Origin of the sequence: Fibrella rubiginis (assembly GCF_017353185.1) — a bacterium.
In the GTDB taxonomy this organism is placed as follows: Bacteria; Bacteroidota; Bacteroidia; order Cytophagales; family Spirosomataceae; genus Fibrella; species Fibrella rubiginis.
In genome coordinates this window covers 190,213-211,490 of the sequence record NZ_JAFMYV010000004.1, presented here as the reverse complement: position 1 = coordinate 211,490, position 21,278 = coordinate 190,213, and the positions used below count along the sequence as shown (strand labels likewise).

The window sequence follows — 21,278 nt, the reverse complement described above, 5'->3', positions numbered from 1 at the left end:
AGGCGGGTTAAACAATCGCCTCAGCCACGGCTTCATTCACCAGTCGGCATACCCGCTCCACGTCGGCTTCGGCCAGGCCCGGATACAGTGGCAGGCACAGCACCCGGCGGGCAATATCTTCCGAGACAGGACAAGACTGGGCGTTTTTGACGAACGGCAGCGTATTGAGCGACGGATAGAAATAGCGGCGGGGGGTAATGTCGTCACCTTTCAACACCTCAACCGTACGCAACAGGGCCTGTTCTGATTCCAGCACCACGGGGTAGTAGGCGTAGTTGTACTGCGTCATACCGGGTGCCAGTGTGGGGCGTTGCAACTTGCTGAAATCAAGCTGAGCGTCATACTGGGCAAAAATGGCTTTCCGGGCTTCGATCAGTTCGGGCACTTTGGGTAGTACGCACAAGCCCATTGCCGCATGAAACTCGGAGTTTTTGGCATTAATGCCCATGCTGAAATAGTCGTCGTTGCGGTGCCCAAAAGTGCGGTAATGCTGAATCGTGGTGGCCAGGGCATCGTCGGGGGTGATGATGCAGCCGCCCTCTACAGTATGAAATACTTTGGTAGCGTGGAAACTGCACGTGCTTGCGTCGCCGTAGTCCAGCAGTGACCGGTTATTGTATTCAGCCCCAAAGGCATGGGCACCGTCGTAGATCACTTTCAGCTTATAGCGGTCAGCCAGGGCCTGAATAGCCTCAATCTGACAGGCGTTGCCATAAACGTGCGTAGCCAGAATCGCCTGGGTGTTTTCAGTGATTAGTGGCTCAATCAGGTCGGCGTCGATGGTAAAATCGTCGGTACGAATGTCGGCAAAGACGGGCGTACAGCCTTCCCAAAGCAGTACATTGGTGGTAGCTACATACGAAAAGGGCGTGGTGATAACCTCTTTCGTAATACCCATGGCCTTTAGTGCCAGTTGCATTACCACGGTGCCATTGGTACAAAAGCGTAGGTTTTTCACACCCAGGTACGCTTTCATCTGCTCCTCCAGATCGCGCACCAGTGGGCCATCGTTGGTCAAGTGAACCCGTTCCCACACACCTTTCAGGAGTTTAGTGTACTCGTCAAGATCAGGCAGATAGGATTTCGTAACGTTTATCATGGAATGATGGGTTCAAGAGCTTCTACGCGGAACGGGAACTGGGGCCGCACGTAGCCCGGCCACTTACCGTACCAAGCCACCCCTTCGCGGTAATCCTCCACATCGAAGGTAATGCCTTCTTCCATATTATACAGCGGCGTTACGGTGTCCTTCACAATCATCACCGAGATAGTATACGTACCGTCGTTCAAAAAATAGCCCGGAATAACGCACTCCCCCTGAATAAGGCCCTTACCATACGGCTGCGACTGGCTACCCACGTTGAAGATACATTCGCCCGTGAGCGAGTAGAGGTGCAGGCTCAGGTTCAGGTTGGCACGGTCCATCATGTTCCAGAACTCGAACTGAATACGCATCGGTGTCCGCACATCAATGTGCGTTAGATTATCGGGGTATTCGGGTACCAGCTCGATCCGGTGCACGCGCACAAGATCATTGCCGGGTGCTTCTTCGGGGGTGTCCCACTGCCTGCGAAGCCGAGTCCGGGCCACTTTGCTCAGGTAAGAAGCAATCACCTGGTTGGTCTCACCCTGCTCAATAAGCTGACCTCGTTCAAAATACAACGTTTTGTTGCACAGGGCCTGTACGGCAGTCAGGTTGTGACTTACAAACAGGATGGTACGCCCACTGGCCGAATTGTCACGCATTTTGCCGAGACTCTTCTTCTGAAATTCGGCATCACCCACGGCTAATACCTCATCAACGATCATGATTTCGGGGTTGAGGTGAGCTGAAATGGCAAAGCCCAGCCGCACGTACATGCCTGACGAATAGCGCTTTACGGGCGTGTCCAGAAACCGTTCAACGCCCGCGAAAGCCACGATCTCATCGAACGACTGTTTGATCTCGTCTTTGCGCATGCCCAGCAGCGAACCGTTCAGAAAGATGTTCTCACGACCGGTCAGTTCTGGATGAAAACCGGTACCAACCTCGAGCAAGCTAGCCACCCGCCCCCGAATTTTGACTGATCCACTGGTAGGCTCAATGATCTTACTCAGAATCTTCAGTAACGTCGATTTACCCGCGCCATTATGGCCCACAATGCCCACGCGATCACCCTGTTCAACAGAAAAGTTCACGTCGCGCAAGGCCCAGAACTCTTCGTGTGTCAGCTCATCGGTATCTTCTTTTGGCCCGGCAAACCAGCCTTTAACCGTGTGGGTAATGGCATCGCGAATACTGCTGCTGCCTTTGCCCCGCTTGTGGTCAATGATGTAGTGTTTACTAATGTTTTCAACCGTGATGACGGACATAGTGAGGTAGGACCGTTAAATATCGTCGACGAAGGAATTTTCCCGTTTGCGAAAAAAGTAGAGCGAAAGACTCAAACAAACAAACGTGATGCCAACCGAATATACTAAACTCTGCGGGTTCAGATGTGTTTTACCTCCCAGTAATGACCACCGAAAGCCTTCGATAATGCCCACCAAGGGGTTCATGATGTAGTATTTCTCGAACCATTTGCCCGCCACTTCCCGGCTACTGTAGGCAATGGGACAGGCGTAGAAACCGATCTGTACCAGAAACGGAATCAACTGCCCCACGTCGCGAAACCGGACATTGACGGCTGAGAAAAACAGCCCGAATGCAAACGCTGTCAACATGGCCAGGATGACAAATAACGGCATATAGATCAGATGCCAGTCAGGCACGTAGGCATACCAGATGGCTACGATGATAAATAGTACCATCGTAATCAGGAAATCGATCAGGCTCACCGCCACGGCGCTAAGGGGCATCAGCAGTCGTGGAAAATAAACTTTGCTGACCAGGTTGGCATTGGTGGTTACGCTGGAACTGATCTGGGTAAAGGCGTTGGAAAAAAATGTCCAGATCGTAATGCCACTCAGTACCATCAGTGGATATGGTACGCCCGGGTCGGCGCGGAGTTTGGCCACCATACTGAAGACGAATACCATCACCAGCATGGTGGCCAGTGGCCGAATCAGGCTCCACGACGCGCCCAGTGCGGTTTGTTTGTACCGCACCGAAATGTCGCGCATGGACAAAATGAGTAGCAATTCGCGGCTGCGCCAAAGGTCGCGCCAGTAGTAGCGTTCGGGGCGCCCCGCTTGTATGATAACTTCCTGGGTTTTCATGAATTACTCTTTCCCCACTTTGCTGAGGGTCTCCCGCAGGAAAATGGCAACTACGCCCAGTACCAATCCAATCGCAACGCCTGCCTGTGTGCCTATTTTTCCGGGCACTTCCTTGTAAAGGGGCAGATACACATCTTCAATAATCGTAAACAGGGGCTGTTCCCGGATCAATGATAGCTTCATATTGTCGAGTTGGGTAAGCGCACCATAATATTGAGATGTCAGAAATGATGAATTGCGCTGTAACCGACCCTCATTGATTTGGTTTTGGGCTACAATCACCTGCTGGTTTTCGTTCATATACCGTGCCAGCTTGTTTTCTGTACCCGTCATGACCCGGCCCAGTGAGTCAACGCGATCGCTGAGCATAGTAAGCATTTCGCGGGTTTTCTTGGTTTGTTTTTTCCGGTAGTCTGCTTCAATGGTTTCAATATGGTTTTCCACCAATGCTTTTGAGAGCAACTCGTGTTCGGTAGTGGCACCCAGGGCCATAAACGATGATTTGCGGTCAACGCCTTTGATGCTCAGTTCGCCCAATAGCCGCTCATAAATGATAGCCATGGCCGTGTTGTCATCTTTGGTATACTCGTCGCGGGTTTTGGCGCGGGGAAAATGATAATTCTCGAATTCCTTACTTTTTTCCCACTCCTTTTCTCTAATGCCGCTGTGCGCGATATAGTAGTTTACCAGTAAGGTATCCTGCCCATTAATCTTCACGGTCTTCATCAGTGTTTTCTCGACCACAGGCCGTGACTTGGCGTACTGAATGAAGTTTTCGCCCGAAAAGATGTTGGCATCGGGTGCGGCTTGCCCCACGCCAAACGCGCTAGCGAGTGCACCTATGTCACCCATACTGCCTAAGCCACCACCACCACCACCGCCCCCCAGATTGAAGACGATTTTAGCCGAGTAGGTTGTCTTTTTGGTGGACGTAGCGTCAATAATGTAGCCAATTACAAGACCTAGCGCAATGGCAGCTATTAAGATGTACCAGTTGCGACGTATTACCTGCCGAATTTTGGCGGCCCTTGCCACAACGGCTTTGGGCGAAATCTGATCCGGCGGCAGGGTCTTACCCATCGCGTTATTGCCGGTTTGTGTCGTTGGTGTCATACGTTGACTAGTTGATACGCGACAGAAGAAGAACCGTAGTAATCAGGCTGATAAGCGATCCAACCGTGCCGGCAGCCTGGCCAAGAATTTGTTGTGGCGTGAGTGGTACGCGGCGCGACTGTGGCACAATAACCTCAGCACCCGGCTCAATACGCGGATATAGGTTGAAGAACATAAACTTGCGGGTACGGTCTACCGAACCGTTGGCATACACCACAAACGACCGATGCCGTTGCGACTTGTCGGTGAAACCACCCGCCTGCGAGATGTAGTCCTGGAAGGTTTGTCCACCCCGATATTTTACCGTAGTGGGTAACAACACTTCACCCTGAATACGAACGGTTTCCAGCCGTTTGGGAATGCGTAGTACATCGCCTTCCTGCAACAGAATGTCTTCTGATGAGCCGGGACGGGCCAGAATGCGGCGCAGACTGATGCCGATAGCTTCCTGCTTATCGGGTACCACCGCGTCAATATCCACCGCCGATTTACGGGCATCATCGGATAGTTCGGTAACCGAACGGTTGCGCTGCTCTAATTCCTCGGGGCTAAGCCGTACCCGCCGTACCAGCGTGGCACCATCTACGTACGCCTGCGGCGTTAACCCACCTGACCCCGCTACCAGGTCCGATACTTTCATGTCTTTCGACTTGATAGGGTATTGACCCGGAATGATTACTTCCCCCTCAACTTCGGCGAACGTTTGTACCTGGTAGTTTGGCGAACGGCGCACAATCACCTGATCGAAGGGTTGCAGGAAAAACTTGCTCTCATTGCTCAGGTCCAGGTTCCGGTCTACGCTAAAACGGAATACCTCGGCTGTCTGCGCGTTGAGTGAATTAGGGTCGACATCTTTTTTCCGGCGAACAATCTCAATCATGCCTGTTGCTGCTGACTCCTTCAAGCCACCTACACGAACAAAGGCGTCTTCAAGTGTGAGGTTCGAGATGTACTGCACTGGACCCGGTTTGTTTACTTCGCCCTGAATGGATATATCGCCATATTCGGCCAGATCAAATTTCGAGTTCACCGTCACCACATCCTCGCGCTGCAGGGTTACATCCGGTTCAACACCGGCTAATACTTTAGCCAGATCGATCGTTATGTTCTCCATCGTGAGGTCTTCACGCGTACGGCTGATGTTTACCCGACCCATCAGCGCATCACCTTTGGGACCTTCGGCGCTGGCAACAAGTTCTTTTAACGTCTTATTTTGATCAAGTGAAAAAACACCAGGGCGATACACTGCGCCGTTGATAGTTACCTGGTTTTCATAACGGTTAAGCACCTGCTCCACGCCAACTACGTCGCCATCCTGCAAGGTGAAAGTACGGTACTGATCGGCCAGCACGTCGATTACTTTGATCTCACGGTTGGTGAGCCGGGTTACTTTGATCCGGTTTTTGTAGGCATTAGCCGAGAAACCGCCGCCGTAAAACAGTAACCGTTCCAACGTCTCGCTGGGCATTAGCTCGAAGATATTGTTGCGGCGGGTCGTGCCTGTCAGCTCAACGTGCGAAATATAGCCTGGAATGCGAATGTTGTCGTTGTCCTGCAAGCGAATGTTATTGCGCAAGACACCAGTCAGTAGCAGATCATACAGGTCGATCGTGGCAATGACGCGGCTGTTGCGGATCACCTGGATATTGCGGAATGAACCCAGTTCGCTGGGGCCGCCCGATGCATAAATTACGTTCATTGCCGATGACAGCGATGAGATCGAGTACGTACCCGGCTTGATGGCCTCACCCAGCACCGACACCCGGATGGTGCGGATGTTGCCCAGCGTAATTTCCAGATAGGTATTTTTAGGTCCGTAAGAGCTGTTTTTCAAACCCACATATATCTTGGAAAGCCGCTCGGTGATCCGGGTTTTGGCGGCTTCGACCGTAAGGCCGGCCACGTGCACCGGGCCTATGCCACGAGGCAGATAAATGTTGCCCTCTGGAGTTACGGTCTGCGTGAGCGTTTCGTCAGTAACGCCATACATACTCATGTTCAACTGGTCGTTGGTACCCAGTACGTAGTTGACAGGCGTGGCAATATTGATATTTGGCTGGAAGGTAGTAGCTAACGCGGGGTTATTAAACAGTTCAAAACCGAACAATTTCCGCCGAATCGCAGCTCGTTCGCGGGCTTTGGTAGCCTCGGCTTCGTCCTGGCCATTATCTTTCAAACCATCGTCGGTGCCTTCTTCCGATGCATTGAGTGGTACATCGGGGTTTACGGTGCCGTCGGCGTTGACTGTGCCGGGTACTGCCTGACCATTCTGGCCACGCTGGCCGTTTTGATTGGCCTGACCATTCTGCCCGTTTTGGGTTGCCTGACCATTAGCGCCCACCTGCTGCCGGCCAGTACCGTTGCCTTGAGTAGCTTGTCCGTTGGTAGGCGTGGCCGCGTTATTACGGCCCGGCGTGGTGTTGGCTCCCTGCTGATTGGTACGGCCCGTTGGGGTATTGCGTCCGTTGGCAGGCCCCTGATTGATCTGAACGCCTGGGGGTAGCGTTACACCTTTGGGAATCTGAACACCTTGTGGTACCTGGATTGTGGTACCTCCCGAAGCGGGTGCGCCGCCCGATGAGGGCGCGATTTGAGCGTAGGTGCTGAGGGTGCTCAGAAGCAAACCGGCAAGGGCAATAGTACGTGTGGTGAGTGTTGCGGTCTGGTCTACGAAGCTGACAAAAGAAGAAACCCTGGAGTGTTGGAAATGGGGCAAATTTTGCATATTTTTAAGATGTCAACCCTAACATAGCGGGTCTTGCTTAGTACTAATGAGTAAACGTTCTTTCTTGTTTTTATGATATTTCAGCACAATCAGCGCCCAAAGTAAACGAACTTTTGCCGCATTCTAAATAGTTTTCTATTTATTGGACTGGTCCTGCCCGGCCACACCGGCTGTATGATTTTTCCAATGTCGGCAGAAACTTTCACCGCTCTTTTTAGTCAGTAAACAACCATAAACCATTCCCCTCGTACATGGCTGACAGCCCACAATCGTCTGTACAATACAACGAAGACAGTATCCGCTCGCTCGACTGGCGCGAGCACATTCGCCTCCGCCCCGGTATGTATATCGGCAAACTGGGCGACGGTGCCGCCGCCGATGATGGCGTGTACGTATTGCTCAAAGAAACCATCGACAATTCTATCGACGAACACGTGATGGGCAACGGTAAAGTGATCGATATCAAGGTAACCGATCACCGCATTGAGGTCCGTGACTACGGCCGGGGGATCCCCCTGGGAAAGGTAGTAGAGGTCGTCTCCAAGATCAACACAGGGGGCAAATATGACTCCGGCGCGTTCCAGAAATCGGTGGGACTCAACGGCGTAGGTACTAAAGCGGTTAACGCCCTGTCGAGCTATTTCCGCATCCAGTCGTTCCGCGATGGCCGCACTGTCTGGGCCGAATTTGACCGGGGCGTGCTGACCAAACAGGGTGAAGAAGAGACAAATCAACGCAACGGCACGCTCTCGGTTTTCGAGCCTGATGACACCGTTTTCAAGAATTTTCACTACCGCGGTCAGTTCGTGTCTGACATGCTCTGGAATTATTGCTACCTCAATGCAGGGCTGGTCATGAATTTCAACGGCCAGAAATTTGTCTCGCAAAATGGCCTGCTCGACCTGCTGCGCTCGAAGCATAAAGAAGAAGATCTCCGCTACCCCATCATTCACCTGAAAGGCAGCGATATTGAAGTGGCTCTCAGCCACGGTAACCAGTATGGTGAGGAATACCATTCATTTGTGAATGGCCAGTACACGACGCAGGGTGGTACGCACCAAAATGCGCTGAAAGAGGCCATTGTAAAAACTATCCGCGAACATTTCGGCAAAGATTACGACGCGTCCGACATTCGGGCCAGTATTGTAGCGGCCATCAGTATCCGGGTACAGGAACCTGTGTTCGAGTCGCAGACAAAGACAAAACTTGGTTCGGCTAACATGGCTCCCGACGAAAGCGCCCCGTCGGTGCGGTCGTTCGTGCTGGATTTTTTCAAAGAACGCCTCGACAATTATTTGCACATGAACCCCGCCGTGCGCGACGCCATTAAACGGCGGATCGAACAGTCGGAACGGGAACGGAAAGAGTTGGCCGGTATTAAGAAACTGGCCAACGAACGCGCCAAAAAAGCAAACCTCCACAACAAGAAACTCCGCGACTGCCGTATTCACCTACCCGACCCGAAATCGGACGACCGACTCAACACGACTCTGTTTATTACCGAGGGCGACTCGGCGAGTGGGTCGATCACCAAAAGTCGCAATGTGCAGACCCAAGCCGTTTTTAGCCTACGGGGTAAGCCGTTAAACTGCTTTGGCCTGACCAAAAAAGTGGTGTACGAAAACGAGGAGTTTAATCTGCTGCAACATGCCCTCGATATTGAAGATGGCCTCGATACGCTCCGCTACAACCGCATCGTGATTGCCACCGACGCCGACGTCGACGGGATGCACATCCGGTTGCTGATGCTGACGTTTTTCCTGCAATTTTTCCCCGACCTGGTCCGCAACGGGCACCTGTATATATTAGAGACGCCGTTGTTTCGGGTACGTAATCCCAAAAACCACAAAGAGACAACCTATTGCTATTCGGAAGCGGAGAAACAAAAGGCTACCGATAAACTGGTGAAGGGTGGTCGAAAGGCCGAGATCACGCGCTTCAAGGGACTGGGAGAAATATCGCCTGAAGAGTTCGGCCTGTTCATTGGCGAAGACATGCACCTGGAACCGGTTATCATGGAAAAGGATGCGTCGGTGCCCAAACTGCTTAGCTACTACATGGGCAAAAACACACCCGACCGCCAACGCTTTATCATCGATAACCTCCGTGTAGAGAAAGACGTCGACGATCTGGCGCTGGTGGTGTAACAAAGGAGAAACAAGAAGCAAGAATTGATAGATCAAGCAAAAGTGGACCTGCACTAGCTATGTGCAGGTCCACTTTTGCTTGGGCCAACTGGCCCGCTCTTAACCATTCCTGCCCAACCCGGTTATATTGCCACTAACGTTAACAGACAATATGAGCCGGTTATGGTGTTTGGTTTTACTATTGATATGGGTATTGACCGGAGTGGATGGATGGGCGCAGGCCAAAATTGACGTTGATAAGCCTACAAAGCTTTCTGCCGTGGCAGGAACGTCGCCCGATTCGACTAAAGCACAGGTAAGCAACCCCCATGCACTTACGTTTACAGCCTCTACCGATCAGCGATTTTTCTTTTTCAACGACACCCGCAACGACAACGGAAAACGGGTACCCGTGAGCGTCTACGGCCTACGGGCGGGGTTCTTGTTTCCGGTGCGGCATCCCGAACGGCAGGAGCCGGGTGGTATGCGGGCGGCCTTCAAAGCGGGTGCCGGTTTTTACTTCGTAAACCAGACACTGAACCGACCCGGCTTGCTGCCCAATACATCGGAGGCTATAACCAGGCACCTACGTATTGCCACGTTATTCTTCGAGCCTTACCTGTACCGCAAAAAGGCCATTGAAGTGAGCGTGCCGCTGGAGATCGGCTATGGTCATTCGCGGTATAATCGGGTAAGCGACCAAACGCGGGAGGGTGAAGAGGCTCGCGGTGTTTTTATCCCGGCAGGAGCGGGCCTTTCATTGTCATACCAGTTTCCGGCTCTGCGCTGGTTTCGCCCGCTTCACTGGACGGGCTTTAACATCCTGGGGGGCTACCGGTTCATTCTGAAAAAAGACGTACCCGAAAGTCAGGTAAACTACAGTGGTTTTTATATATCCATCGGCCCGTCATTCTATCTCGAAAACCTCACCGCCGATATCGCCTACTGGCGCAAAAAGCACCGGCAAAAGAAGGGAAAACTCTAGTTTGCTGGAATAGTCGTTGTCATCGGTATAGCTTCGCACTGTAGAGGCTTCGATTCCACTCAGGGATTTCTTTGTCATCCCGACGCCAGGAGGGATCTACTTTTTCTATGCTTAGTCTACTCGCAGGAAAGTAGATCCCTCCTGGCGTTGGGATGACAAAGAAGGTCCTGAGCTTATTGAAGGGGCCACCAACGAGGATACGCCGATAGTAACAATCGCCTCAGAAAACTACAAAATACCCCTGTCATGTTTCGCTTCAAGCAATTTACCATTCAGCAGGATCGCACGGCTATGAAGGTCTGTACCGATGCCTGCGTATTGGGTGCCTGGGCCGACGTGACCACGGGCGCGCGTATCCTCGATATTGGCACCGGAACGGGATTGCTCGCGTTGATGGCCGCGCAACGAAACCCCACTGCCCGCATTGACGCCGTTGAACTGGATGCTGATGCTGCCGGGCAAGCCCGCGAAAACGTGATGGACAGTCCGTTTGCCAAACGAATCGTTGTTGCACAGGCCCGGATTCAGGCATTTGCCGTTACAGTGCCTGGCTCGTTCTACGACCATATTCTCACCAATCCGCCGTTTTATACCAATTCGCTGCGTTCACCGGATGCTGCTGTGAGCCGCGCCCTACATACCGACGATCTACCTTTTTCTGACCTGATCGAAGCCGTTGCGCGGGTGCTAAAACCAGACGGCTCCTGGTGGGTGCTGCTACCCCCGCCCGAATCGGATCGGCTGACAGCATTGGCCGAAAAGGCTGGTTTACGGCCTGTAAGGCAGCTACATCTTCGTCATCAGCCTCAGAAATCTGTCTTCCGGCATCTCACCGGGTTCCGTTTTGCAGCAACCACCAATCCCGAAATGGAGGAGCTGTCTATTCGCGAAAACGATGGTCAAACCTACACGGCCAACTTCCGCGACCTGCTACAACATTACTACCTGATCTTCTGAAATCTTCCAGTGGAAAAAAATGTACAATGAACGATGTACAATGCACAATGGTACCTCTTTGGAGTAGCTTCGCGTTTGCTTACTTAGCTCATAAAGCACCATTGTACATTGTACATCGTTCATTGTACATTAAAGTGAAGCGCAATGCAACTGACCCTCCTCATACCGCTCTATAACGAAGACGAGTCGCTGCCCGAACTGCACGACTGGATTGTCCGCGTGGTGACGGAACAGAACTATACCTACGAACTGCTCTTTGTTGATGATGGCAGTACCGACCGGTCGTGGTCGGTGATTGAACATCTGGCGGCCATCAACCCGCACGTTCGGGGCATTCGGTTTGCGCGAAATTCAGGGAAGACTGCCGCCCTGCAAACAGGTTTTCAGGCTGCTCGTGGCGACGTGGTGATCACAATGGATGCCGACTTGCAGGATAGCCCCGACGAGATTCCGGGCCTGTACAAAATGATTACCGAAGACGGCTACGACCTGGTGTCGGGCTGGAAGCAGAAACGCTACGATCCGATCACCAAGACCCTGCCTACAAAGCTTTTCAACGGTGTAGCCCGCTGGATTTCGGGTGTGAAGCTCCACGATTTCAACTGCGGCCTGAAGGCGTACCGGCAGGAAGTGGTGAGGTCGCTGAACCTCTATGGCGATATGCACCGCAACATCCCGATTGTGGCCAACTGGAATGGCTACACCCGCATTGGCGAGAAAGTAGTGCAGCACCGTGCCCGGAAGTACGGCACTACCAAATTTGGGCTGGAACGGTTCATTAATGGCTTTCTCGACATGCTCGTGATTGCCTTCGTGCATAAGTTCAGCAAGCGGCCCATGCACTTCTTCGGCGGGCTGGGTACGCTGTCGTTTTTCATCGGAACGATGATGGCGCTGACTATCGTTGGCCAGAAATTGTACAATATTTACCAGGGATTACGCTATCGGAATGCGACCGATAATCCGCTGTTTTATTTTGCGCTGGTAGCCATCATCCTGGGGGTGCAATTATTTCTGGCGGGGTTCCTAGCCGAGCTATACATTCGGCAGGCGTCGGGGAAGACCGCTGAATACCAAATTGCCCGAAAGATAGGTTTTCAGGATGCAGTGACGGTTTGATCTAACTAACCGGTTATCTTTGTGTTATAAAGTCAGTAGGCACACCGACCCGGTTATCCCGGCCTTTCCGATGGCATCGTTTGGCGTTGATTATCACCCACGATCCGTTGTTGAAAGCCGGGATATGTCGTTTTTAAGCGAATGTGTGTTTCGACGAAAAATACAATTTTATCAAACTCGAATTATGCAGGCTGAATTTTCAACCAAAGAAATTGAAACCACCGTTAAAGCCCAGTTTAAAGCGCATCCCTGGCACGGTATTACCCCCGGCGATGCCGCTCCTGAACTGCTCACGGCCTTCATTGAAATCGTACCATCCGACACGGTGAAGTATGAGATCGACAAACAAACGGGCTACCTCAAAATCGACCGCCCCCAGAAGTACTCTAACTTCGTTCCGGCGCTGTACGGGTTTATTCCGCAGACCTATTGCGGCGACGGGGTGGCGCAGTTGGCAACCGACAAAACAGGTCGGCACATTGCCGAAGGCGACGGCGATCCACTCGATATCTGCGTTCTCAGCGAACACACCATTACTCACGGCGATATTCTGTTGCAGGCCCGGCCCATTGGCGGTTTTCGCCTGATTGACAGGGGAGAAGCCGACGACAAAATCATTGCTGTCTTGAAAGGCGACGCCATGTACGAGGCCTACACAGATCTTGACCAACTCCCCGAAAGCGTAGTTGATCGCCTGCAACACTACTTCCTGACTTACAAAAACCTGCCCGACCAACCCTCGGTGATGGAATTGGCCAGCATCTACGGCCGTGAGGAGGCATTCGAAGTCATCCGCACGTCGATGGAAGATTATAAGGCGTTGTGAGCAAGTTTAAAGTCTAAAGTTCAAGGTTCAACGTTGGCTGACGCGTTAGCAATTCTCGCGTCAGCCAACGTTGAACCTTGAACTTTAGACTTTAAACTACCCTTCTCCCATTCATCCCCTATATCGCGCATTCAACCAATAAATGGCTTACCTCAGCGGGTAGGCCATTATTTTTGAGTAACTACATATCCTACGCAATCGAGTTATGCGACAGTTTTTGAAATTCTTATTAGCAGTGCTGGTTGGTCTCTTTATTTTCAGTCTGCTCAGTGTCATCATCTTTGCCGGCATTATCAGCGCGGCGTCTTCGTCGAAAGGGGAGACCAAGATTGAGCGTAAATCGGTGCTGAAACTAGAGTTGAATGAACCCATTCAGGAACGCAGTACCGAAAACCCATTCGCCCGCTTTGGTGGAGGAAGCGGTCCTGAGAGCGCCATTGGTTTGGTCGATATCAAGGAGGCACTGAAAAAAGCCAAAACCGACGATAACATCAAGGGTATTTATATCGAAGCCAAAGGCCCGCAGGCGGGTTGGGCCACGCTGGAAGAAGTGCGTAATGCCCTGATTGACTTCAAATCGTCGAAAAAGTTTGTGTATGCCTACTCCGAGGCTATGACTGAAAAGGCTTATTACATTGCTTCGGTGGCCGACAAAATCTACCTCAACCCCGCCGGCGACATGGAGTGGAACGGCATCAATGCTGAACTGACGTTTTTCAAAGGCACGCTGGATAAATTGGGTCTGAAGCCCGAAATCTTTCGTGTAGGCGAGTTTAAAAGTGCTGTGGAGCCTTTTCTGCGCGAGAACATCAGTGAGCCGAACCGGCTACAGACCAGTTCATTCCTGAATTCAATCAACAACCATTTTCTGGCGGGTGTCTCGAAAAGTCGGGGCATCTCCGTCGACTCGCTTCGCCGCTTCGCCGATAACCTGACCATTCAACGCCCCGCCGACGCCCTGCGCACGAAGCTGGTGACCAACATGGGCTACTACGACGAAATAGATGGCGAAATGAAAAAACAGCTTGGGCTGGGCGATAAGAAGAAAGTCAATTTCGTGGGTTTGTCGAAATACAAGAATGCCAAATCAGACAGCGAGGAAGACAAGGAGGGTGACGATGAAGACAAGGTGCTAAGCAGCAACCGCGTTGCCGTGATCATTGCGTCGGGCGATATCAACACCGGCGACGGCGACGATAACAGCATTGGCTCAGACAAGATTGCGGGCGAGATCAGGAAGGCGCGGCTGAACGACAACATCAAAGCCATTGTGTTGCGCATCAATTCTGGCGGGGGTAGCGCCCTGGCGTCGGATGTGATGTGGCGCGAGGTGCAGCTTACCCGGAAGGTGAAACCCATTGTGGCATCATTCTCCGACTATGCCGCCTCTGGTGGCTACTACATGGCCATGGGCTGCAACAAGATTGTGGCACAGCCTAACACCATTACGGGGTCTATCGGTGTGTTTGCGCTGCTGTTTAATACCCAGGATCTATTCAAAGACAAACTCGGCATCACCTTCGATCGGGTGCTGACCAACCCTCATGCCGATTTCCCCAGCGGCACCCATCCGCTCACGGATTTCGACAAAAAAGTGCTGCAAAGCGGGGTAGAGCGTATCTATGCGGCTTTCACTCAAAAGGTAGCCAACGGTCGCAAGCTGCCCATCGACAGCGTTCGGGCCATTGCCGGAGGGCGTGTCTGGACGGGTGCGCAGGGAAAAGCCATCGGTCTGGTTGATCAACTTGGCGGGCTGGATGAGGCCGTGAAAGTAGCCGCCAACGAAGCCAAACTAAAAGATGGCGACTATCGCCTCCGCTACCTGCCTACACAGGAGGATTCATTCCGGAAGATCATGAAATATTTCGGTGGTGGCGACGACGAAAATAACAGCCGAGTGCAAGCCGCGCTGGGTCCGCTGGCCCCTTACATCAAGCAGATCAAGAAACTGCAAACGCTGCAAAACGGCGTACAAGCCCGGATGCCGTTTGAAATGGATATCCGGTAAGCTCTTGAGTTTTCCAACAAAAAAGCCCGTCTGGTTACAGACGGGCTTTTTCTTTTATCACTACTTCGGTTTACTTCTTTAGTAGCGAATATTTGTTGCTGCTCAGGTCAATCTTCACGTCATAGGTGCCAGCTTTTACAACGATGTTGGCGCCTTTGGCTACTAACGCGTTGTTGGTTCCACCGTATTCGACGTCCCACTTGTTGTTCTGGCGGAACTTGATTTCGCCGTCCGTTAGTTTAACGCCGTTGGCATAGTACACGCCTTCGTTGGCAAAGTCGGGCATGAGGTTCACATCGGGACCGTCCCAGCCTTTAGGAGTGGCGCTACCTACGATACCCCAACTGTTGTAGGGTTCCACTTTGTAGGTCAACTTGTTGAAGTCGGCGGTGATCAGATATAGACCGGCAGTGGCTACTTTGAGGTTGTCACCACCTGCCTTCAGGGTATTGTTTGGGCCACCAGTACCGAAGTTAACAGCCCAGTCGTTGTTCTGACGAAACTTGAACTCGTCAGCTTTCAGGCTCACGATAGCCCGCCACTGATCCGTTGAGGCATCATACATAAAAGGTTGGTCAGGACCGTTCCAGCCGTTGGCCGTAGCAGCACCAACCACACCCCAGGTAAATGGCTCAATCTTGTAGGTCAGGGCTGTGGGGTTGAGCGTGATTTTGTAAGTGCCTGCTTTTACTTTGATATTGTCACCACCCTGGGAGAGCTTAGCCGGTGTGCCGCCCAGATTTACGTCCCATTTATTGTTCTGCCGAAACTTTATGTCGCCATCTTTCAATCCTACATAGGCAACGATTTCGTTTGGATTCGCCGTTTTGTAAAAGGGTTGGTCAGGACCATCCCAGCCGTTGGCAGTAGCATCGCCAACCACCCCCCAAATTGTGCTCAGGTCGAGCTTATCGAGGTAGGTCGTGGCCTTTACCGAAGCTAATGCCGAAGACAACACCGTGCTGCCACCGAGTGCCGACATCACTTTCATATCCAGGTCGGCAGTGGCAGCAGGGGCAATACCCAGACCCAGGATCAACTTGTTCAGTTCAGCCGTTTTAAACGTCTTGGTCAGGCCTGTACCTACGTTAATAGACACCGCCTTGGAAAAATCTCCCCCTTTTTTGTCGACCATCAGGGTGTAGTTGGCTGGCGCATCGAAGCCGTAGTTGGGTTTCGACCAGTTTACCGTCAGAGCATCAGCGCCTTTATCACCGTTATCTTTTGTCAATACTACCGTTGGTGCCGATACTGTTACGACGGGTACCGCCGCCGTGTCCAGAACAGGATTTACACCTTCCTTTTCGCAGGAAGCCAGTAGCCCCAGGGCTACGCCAAACAGGGCCAGTTTTTGTAGGTGTTTAAACATTGGTTTGTTGGTTGTTGGTCATTTACTGTGCTGGTATTCGGTCGTTATCTACTAAAAGCAATATATAACAACCGAATACCAGCACAGTAAATAGCTAGTTGATTAGTAGCCAGTGTTCTGTTTTAGGGAAGGATTCGCCACCAGATCAGAGGCGGGAATAGGGTAGAGGTTGAACTTCGCGTCGATAGCGCGGCCTTCTTTCACGCCACCCTTCCAGGGCCACAGATACGTGCCACCGGCAAAACGGTCATACCGAATCAGGTCCGTACGACGGTAACCTTCCCAGTACAATTCACGGGCGCGCTCCTGTAACAACTGATCCAGGTTGATCGAGGTGACGGGGGCTGCCTTAGCGCGGGTGCGCAACAGGTTCACATAGCTGATGGCCGTAGCCAGATCGCCGCCTGTGCCTCCGCGTACAACGGCTTCGGCATAAGTCAGGTACATGTCGGCCAGACGCATCAGCGGAAAGTCCGTATCCACAAACGTATCTGATGAGCCGGGCTTACCCGCCGACGTCACGTTCTTGTATTTCGTTGACGGAATGCCCTTGGTAAAATCGCCCAGGTTGGTAATGTCCTGCTCTTGACCGTCGGTGAAAAAGAGGCTCCGCTTGTCAGCAGTAGCCGTTACGTCAGGAAATTGGTCAGTCAGATTTTTAGTAGAACGAATGCCACTCCAGCCGCCGTTAACCCCAAAATTGGACGCTGACATGCTGCCACCCACGGCCGCGTGAACCAGAAACGTCATACCGCCAAAAGTCTGCGTACGCGTACCGTCGAAGGTAATCGGGAAGATAATCTCCGGCGAGGTGTTATTGTCAGCCAAAAACAGGTTGGCGTAGTTAGCGTCCAGCTTGTAGGCGTTAGCATCGATCACCTTTTTGGCATATGTCACCGCGTCGTTGTAGCGTGCCGTACCCGTGTACACCTGCGCGTTGAGGTACATCCGGGCCAGCAGGGCCTGTGCGGCAGCGCGATCGGCCCGGCCATACTCACCTGCCTTGGGCGCAGCCAGTTCTGTCTCGATGGCCTTTAGTTCGCTTTCTACGTAGTTGAACAACTCGGCCCGGCTGATCTGCTTGGGCAGGAATGAACCCGGCGCGTCGGCTTCGGTCACAAAAGGCACCGCCCCAAACATGTCGATGGCATGGTAATAGGCCAGAGCACGCAGGAAACGGGCTTCGGCACGGTAGGCTTTGGCGTCGGTAGCCGCCTGACCACTAACACCCCGCTCGCTAAGTTTGCCATCCGTTGTTTCGCGAATGAACTCATTCGATAACGACACCATATAGAAAATCCGGTTGTACATGGCCGTAATGAAGCCATCGCTCGACGACCAGGTGATCTTGTTGATGTCCTGGATGGTAGCATCGTTCCAGGCAATCTTGGCCTCGTCGGTGGGCAGTTCCTGCAACTTCCACAGCAAGCGCATGTAGTTAGACGTACCCTCGTCGATACCCGAAATGTCGGGTTTGCCAGCAGGTCCCTGCTGCCCGCTTACCGACAGGATGGCGTAGAGCTTGGCCAGTACGCTTTTATAATTGGCCGGGTCCGCATAGACTGATGCCGACGTTACGTCGTACTTGGGCACCCGGTCGAGGTCATTGACACAGGCCGTAACAGATGCCAGCAACATGGCCAGCACGCCCACTTTTATGGTGAATTTGAACATGGTTTGTTGGCTGATTATAAATCAAGATTGAGACCTACCGAGATCGTGCGCGGACGAGGGTAGAAGTTGTTGTCGATGCCACCGGCAATTTCGGGGTCAAGGCCTTTGTACTTCGTGATCACGAAGGCGTTCTGCAGCGTAGCCGATGCCCGCAGGTTCGACCGGCCCCCAAACACACGACCGAAGTTGTAGCCCAGGTTCAGGTTGTCCATGCGCAAAAACGCAGCGTTTTCTACGTAATAGTCTGAGAAGAACTGCTGGTTGCGGAAACGCGTATCGAGCACGTTGGTAGACCCGTTTGAAAGGAAGCCAAGCGAGTTAACCAGGCTCTGGTAAGTGCCTGTGTTTGACCGAACGTTGTTGTATACGTAGTTGCCGAAGTTACCCCGCAACACAAAACCGGCGTTGAATTTGCCCGCTGTCAGCTGCGACGTGAAGCCCAGCAGCACCTTCGGGTTAGCCGTCTGGTACCGGTAGCGGTCGTTGATGTTGATGGCACCATCGGCGGCGCGGTCAACGTATACTCCTTCCAGCGGACGCCCATTGGCACCATATACCTGCTGATTCACGAAAAACGAATTCGTTGGATACCCCACCGACTGAATCTGAATGGTGTTGCCCGTACCGCCGTTGATCGTGCCGACCAAAATACCAATGTTGTTTGGATCGGGTACTTTCGAGAGGTTGGTGATCTTGTTTTCGTTATACGTCACGTTGAAACCTACGTCGAAGCTCAGGCCTTCTTTCTGAATGGGCGTTGTGTTGATCGTAAATTCAACACCCCGGTTTTGCAGGTTGCCCACGTTGGTCAGAATCTGGTTGGTCAGGTTCGAGCCAGCGGCCACAGGAATAGTGGCCAACAAATCTTTGGTCTTCTTGTCGTAGAAGTCCAGGCTACCCGAAATACGTCCGTTAAACAGTGCGTAATCAATAGCGGCGTTGATCGACTCGGTTTGTTCCCATTTCAGGTTGGCGTCATAACCTTCGGCCCGGAGCGTGGGGTAGAATGTGTTGCCAAACTGATACTGTGCCGTAGGGTCAGAAATACTGTAGCGAGGCAGGTACGCGTAGTTGCTGGCGCCCGTGCCCGAGAGATCCTGCTGACCCGTTACACCATAACCTACCCGCAGTTTCAGGGCCGAAATCGTTGTCGAGTTTTTCAGGAACGCCTCATCCTTAATGCTCCAGGCAGCCCCTACCGATGGGAACCAGCCCCAACGGGCGGTTGGCCCAAAGCGCGACGTGCCGTCACGACGAATGGTGGCAGTCAGGGTATAGCGTTCGTTGAACGTGTAGTTGGCCCGGCCAAAGAATGCCAGCAATGTGTACCGCGTGTTGAACGGTATACCCGCCGGGTTCAGTTGCCGACCATCGGCCAGGTTATCAGCATAGGTGGGCTCGTCGCGGATAAAATCCTGGTATGAATAACCGCCTGTTACGTCAACGCGGCTATTGATCGACTTAAGATCCTTAGCGTAGTTCAGGTAAAACTCCAGCGTTTTGTTGTTCCGCGTTTGCGAATACTGGTTGTTGGTGCCGCCCGTGGCGCCCAAATCACCCGTGATGCCGGGGCGGTTGAAACCACGCGCAAAGCCAGCTGCGGCATAGGCTGGGATGAAAATGGTGCCTTTCGACGATGACACATCCAGACCTACGTTCAGGTTGGCACGCAGACCAGTCAGAAACGGCAGTTTGTAATCGAGCTGAACATTACCAATGAACCGGTTTACCTGGCTGCGGTCTTCCTTGTTATAGAGCAGACCCAGCGGGTTGCGGGTGGAAAGTGCATTGGGACGACCCGTAGCAGGGTCGAGCCATTCGTAGAAACCGCCGAATTTTTCGTTGCCACTATACACCGGTTGGGTGGGGTCGAACGAAGCAGCCGCACCAATAGCACCCTGGTCGGCGAAGCGGTTGTTAATAATCGACCCCTTGGCACTGATGTCAACGCGCAGGTTGTTATTCAGGAACTTTGGCGACAGGTTAAGAGCTACCGAGTTACGCTGGAAATTCGACGTTTTCAGGATACCGTTCTGGGTCGTGTAGCCGTATGACAACCGGTAGGGGATGTTGTTCATTGAACCCGCTACGCTGATGTTGTTATCGTTGCTAATGCCTGTATGGTAAATCTGGTCCTGCCAGTCGGTATTGGCCGTACCCAATAGCTTCCGCTGGTCGGCGTTGGCAAAATTGGCTTCCGGCGACGTGTCGTTGATAAGTGCCCGGTAGGCATCACCCGTGAAAACAGGCAGCTTTTTGGTAATCATCGACACCGACCCCAGCGTGCTGAAACTAACACGCGGAGCACCCGACGCACCACGCTTGGTGGTAATCAGGATAACGCCGTTGGCAGCACGGGCACCGTAGATAGCCGCCGCTGAGGCATCTTTCAATACGGTAAAAGTCTCAATATCATTGGGGTTGATCAGGCTTAGCGCGTTTGATGCACCCGATACGTTCGAATTGTCGACGGCTACGTTGTCAATCACCACCAGTGGGTCGTTGCTGGCGTTGAGCGACGACCCCCCCCGGATCCGGATTTGGCTGCCACCCCCCGGCTGACCGCTGGGTGGTGTGATAGACACCCCCGCCAGTTTACCGGCAATGAGTTGTTCGGGAACCACAATGTTACCCTTCTGGAACTCTTCCGATGAAATAGCCGCAATAGAGCCGGTCAGGTCTTTCCGACGCTGCGTGCCATAACCTGTTACCACTACCTCCTGAAGATTCTTGGAATCGTCGGCCAGGGTGATGTTGATAACTGACTTACCCCCAACGGCAGCTTCCTGTGGCGTTTTGCCGACGAAGCTAAATACCAGGATACCATTGGCGGGTGCCAGAATGCGGTAGTTGCCGGTAGCGTCGGTATTGGCCCCGCGTGATGTTCCCTTGAGTGCCACCGTTACACCGGGTAGTGGGCTACCGTCTGTTTCGGTAACAACACCGGTGATTGTCTGGTCCTGCGCCATCGCCCGGCCAGTGCCAAGTACGATAAGCAGGAGGAACACCGTCAACGAGCTAACGTTTATCGACAGCGTCCCCAAAAACCTTCTGACAGAGAGGTTCTTCATTTGCTAAAACTTTGATTGGTTGAATGAGACAAACAGTTGGTTCAGGTCCTTACACTGAGACAACTTTATCTTACAAAACTACCATTCATATATGCTGTCTGTCGTTC

The 21,278-nt window shown here is 52.5% G+C and carries 14 protein-coding genes; 6 read left to right on the top strand and 8 right to left on the bottom strand.

The features are described from left to right. Positions 1 to 7: 7 nt before the first annotated feature. The 5 genes from J2I47_RS10240 to J2I47_RS10220 are packed head-to-tail and all read right to left on the bottom strand — an operon-like array spanning position 8 to position 7,036. On the bottom strand, positions 8 to 1,099 hold the full coding sequence (locus tag J2I47_RS10240; protein WP_207364479.1) for a DegT/DnrJ/EryC1/StrS family aminotransferase: 1,092 nt from the start codon (positions 1,097 to 1,099) through the stop codon (positions 8 to 10). After that, a complete protein-coding gene (locus tag J2I47_RS10235; protein WP_207364478.1) occupies positions 1,096 to 2,352 on the bottom strand; it encodes an ABC transporter ATP-binding protein in 1,257 nt (418 codons plus the stop codon). The genes J2I47_RS10240 and J2I47_RS10235 overlap by 4 nt, the downstream gene beginning before the upstream one ends. Before the next feature lie 15 nt (positions 2,353 to 2,367). Continuing rightward, positions 2,368 to 3,198, bottom strand: a complete 831-nt coding sequence (locus tag J2I47_RS10230) for an ABC transporter permease (RefSeq protein WP_207364477.1) — start codon at positions 3,196 to 3,198, stop codon at positions 2,368 to 2,370. Between the two features lie 3 nt (positions 3,199 to 3,201). Next, complete coding sequence (locus J2I47_RS10225) at positions 3,202 to 4,311, bottom strand: GumC domain-containing protein (RefSeq protein WP_207364476.1); 1,110 nt, start codon at positions 4,309 to 4,311, stop codon at positions 3,202 to 3,204. Positions 4,312 to 4,318: 7 nt separating this feature from the next. Continuing rightward, on the bottom strand, positions 4,319 to 7,036 hold the full coding sequence (locus tag J2I47_RS10220) for an SLBB domain-containing protein (protein WP_207364475.1): 2,718 nt from the start codon (positions 7,034 to 7,036) through the stop codon (positions 4,319 to 4,321). 251 nt (positions 7,037 to 7,287) lie between these two features. Between J2I47_RS10220 and J2I47_RS10215 the strand changes: the two genes are divergently transcribed. The 6 genes from J2I47_RS10215 to sppA all read left to right on the top strand — a co-directional run bounded on the left by J2I47_RS10215 (position 7,288) and on the right by sppA (position 15,057). After that, on the top strand, positions 7,288 to 9,183 hold the full coding sequence (locus tag J2I47_RS10215) for a DNA topoisomerase IV subunit B (RefSeq protein WP_207364474.1): 1,896 nt from the start codon (positions 7,288 to 7,290) through the stop codon (positions 9,181 to 9,183). A gap of 151 nt (positions 9,184 to 9,334) precedes the next feature. After that, positions 9,335 to 10,147, top strand: coding sequence for a hypothetical protein (locus J2I47_RS10210; RefSeq protein ID WP_207364473.1), 813 nt, complete (start codon positions 9,335 to 9,337; stop codon positions 10,145 to 10,147). A 246-nt stretch (positions 10,148 to 10,393) separates the two neighbouring features. Further along, complete coding sequence (locus J2I47_RS10205) at positions 10,394 to 11,104, top strand: tRNA1(Val) (adenine(37)-N6)-methyltransferase (protein WP_207364472.1); 711 nt, start codon at positions 10,394 to 10,396, stop codon at positions 11,102 to 11,104. A 144-nt stretch (positions 11,105 to 11,248) separates the two neighbouring features. Continuing rightward, positions 11,249 to 12,223, top strand: a complete 975-nt coding sequence (locus tag J2I47_RS10200; RefSeq protein WP_207364471.1) for a glycosyltransferase family 2 protein — start codon at positions 11,249 to 11,251, stop codon at positions 12,221 to 12,223. A 184-nt stretch (positions 12,224 to 12,407) separates the two neighbouring features. Then, positions 12,408 to 13,049 carry an inorganic pyrophosphatase gene (locus J2I47_RS10195; RefSeq protein WP_207364470.1) on the top strand — a complete coding sequence of 214 codons (642 nt, stop codon included), beginning with the start codon at positions 12,408 to 12,410 and terminating at the stop codon, positions 13,047 to 13,049. A gap of 205 nt (positions 13,050 to 13,254) precedes the next feature. Beyond that, complete coding sequence (gene sppA, locus J2I47_RS10190) at positions 13,255 to 15,057, top strand: signal peptide peptidase SppA (protein ID WP_207364469.1); 1,803 nt, start codon at positions 13,255 to 13,257, stop codon at positions 15,055 to 15,057. 70 nt (positions 15,058 to 15,127) lie between these two features. On the opposite strand, the gene J2I47_RS10185 is transcribed toward sppA, so the two are convergent. The 3 genes from J2I47_RS10185 to J2I47_RS10175 all read right to left on the bottom strand — a co-directional run bounded on the left by J2I47_RS10185 (position 15,128) and on the right by J2I47_RS10175 (position 21,171). After that, complete coding sequence (locus J2I47_RS10185; RefSeq protein WP_207364468.1) at positions 15,128 to 16,426, bottom strand: SusE domain-containing protein; 1,299 nt, start codon at positions 16,424 to 16,426, stop codon at positions 15,128 to 15,130. Positions 16,427 to 16,528: 102 nt separating this feature from the next. Continuing rightward, the gene (locus J2I47_RS10180; protein ID WP_207364467.1) at positions 16,529 to 18,100 is read right to left on the bottom strand and encodes a RagB/SusD family nutrient uptake outer membrane protein; all 1,572 of its coding nucleotides are present in this window, start codon (positions 18,098 to 18,100) and stop codon (positions 16,529 to 16,531) included. 14 nt (positions 18,101 to 18,114) lie between these two features. Beyond that, a complete protein-coding gene (locus J2I47_RS10175) occupies positions 18,115 to 21,171 on the bottom strand; it encodes a SusC/RagA family TonB-linked outer membrane protein (RefSeq protein ID WP_207364466.1) in 3,057 nt (1,018 codons plus the stop codon). Positions 21,172 to 21,278 lie beyond the last annotated feature (107 nt).

Excerpts from the sequence above, each read along its gene's own strand:
- J2I47_RS10240 (WP_207364479.1), bottom strand. The coding sequence starts at position 1,099 with ATGATAAACGTTACGAAATCCTATCTGCCTGATCTTGACGAGTACACT.
- J2I47_RS10235 (WP_207364478.1), bottom strand. The coding sequence starts at position 2,352 with ATGTCCGTCATCACGGTTGAAAACATTAGTAAACACTACATCATTGAC.
- J2I47_RS10230 (WP_207364477.1), bottom strand. The coding sequence starts at position 3,198 with ATGAAAACCCAGGAAGTTATCATACAAGCGGGGCGCCCCGAACGCTAC.
- J2I47_RS10225 (WP_207364476.1), bottom strand. The coding sequence starts at position 4,311 with ATGACACCAACGACACAAACCGGCAATAACGCGATGGGTAAGACCCTG.
- J2I47_RS10220 (WP_207364475.1), bottom strand. The coding sequence starts at position 7,036 with ATGCAAAATTTGCCCCATTTCCAACACTCCAGGGTTTCTTCTTTTGTC.
- J2I47_RS10215 (WP_207364474.1), top strand. The coding sequence starts at position 7,288 with ATGGCTGACAGCCCACAATCGTCTGTACAATACAACGAAGACAGTATC.
- J2I47_RS10210 (WP_207364473.1), top strand. The coding sequence starts at position 9,335 with ATGAGCCGGTTATGGTGTTTGGTTTTACTATTGATATGGGTATTGACC.
- J2I47_RS10205 (WP_207364472.1), top strand. The coding sequence starts at position 10,394 with ATGTTTCGCTTCAAGCAATTTACCATTCAGCAGGATCGCACGGCTATG.
- J2I47_RS10200 (WP_207364471.1), top strand. The coding sequence starts at position 11,249 with ATGCAACTGACCCTCCTCATACCGCTCTATAACGAAGACGAGTCGCTG.
- J2I47_RS10195 (WP_207364470.1), top strand. The coding sequence starts at position 12,408 with ATGCAGGCTGAATTTTCAACCAAAGAAATTGAAACCACCGTTAAAGCC.
- sppA (WP_207364469.1), top strand. The coding sequence starts at position 13,255 with ATGCGACAGTTTTTGAAATTCTTATTAGCAGTGCTGGTTGGTCTCTTT.
- J2I47_RS10185 (WP_207364468.1), bottom strand. The coding sequence starts at position 16,426 with ATGTTTAAACACCTACAAAAACTGGCCCTGTTTGGCGTAGCCCTGGGG.
- J2I47_RS10180 (WP_207364467.1), bottom strand. The coding sequence starts at position 18,100 with ATGTTCAAATTCACCATAAAAGTGGGCGTGCTGGCCATGTTGCTGGCA.
- J2I47_RS10175 (WP_207364466.1), bottom strand. The coding sequence starts at position 21,171 with ATGAAGAACCTCTCTGTCAGAAGGTTTTTGGGGACGCTGTCGATAAAC.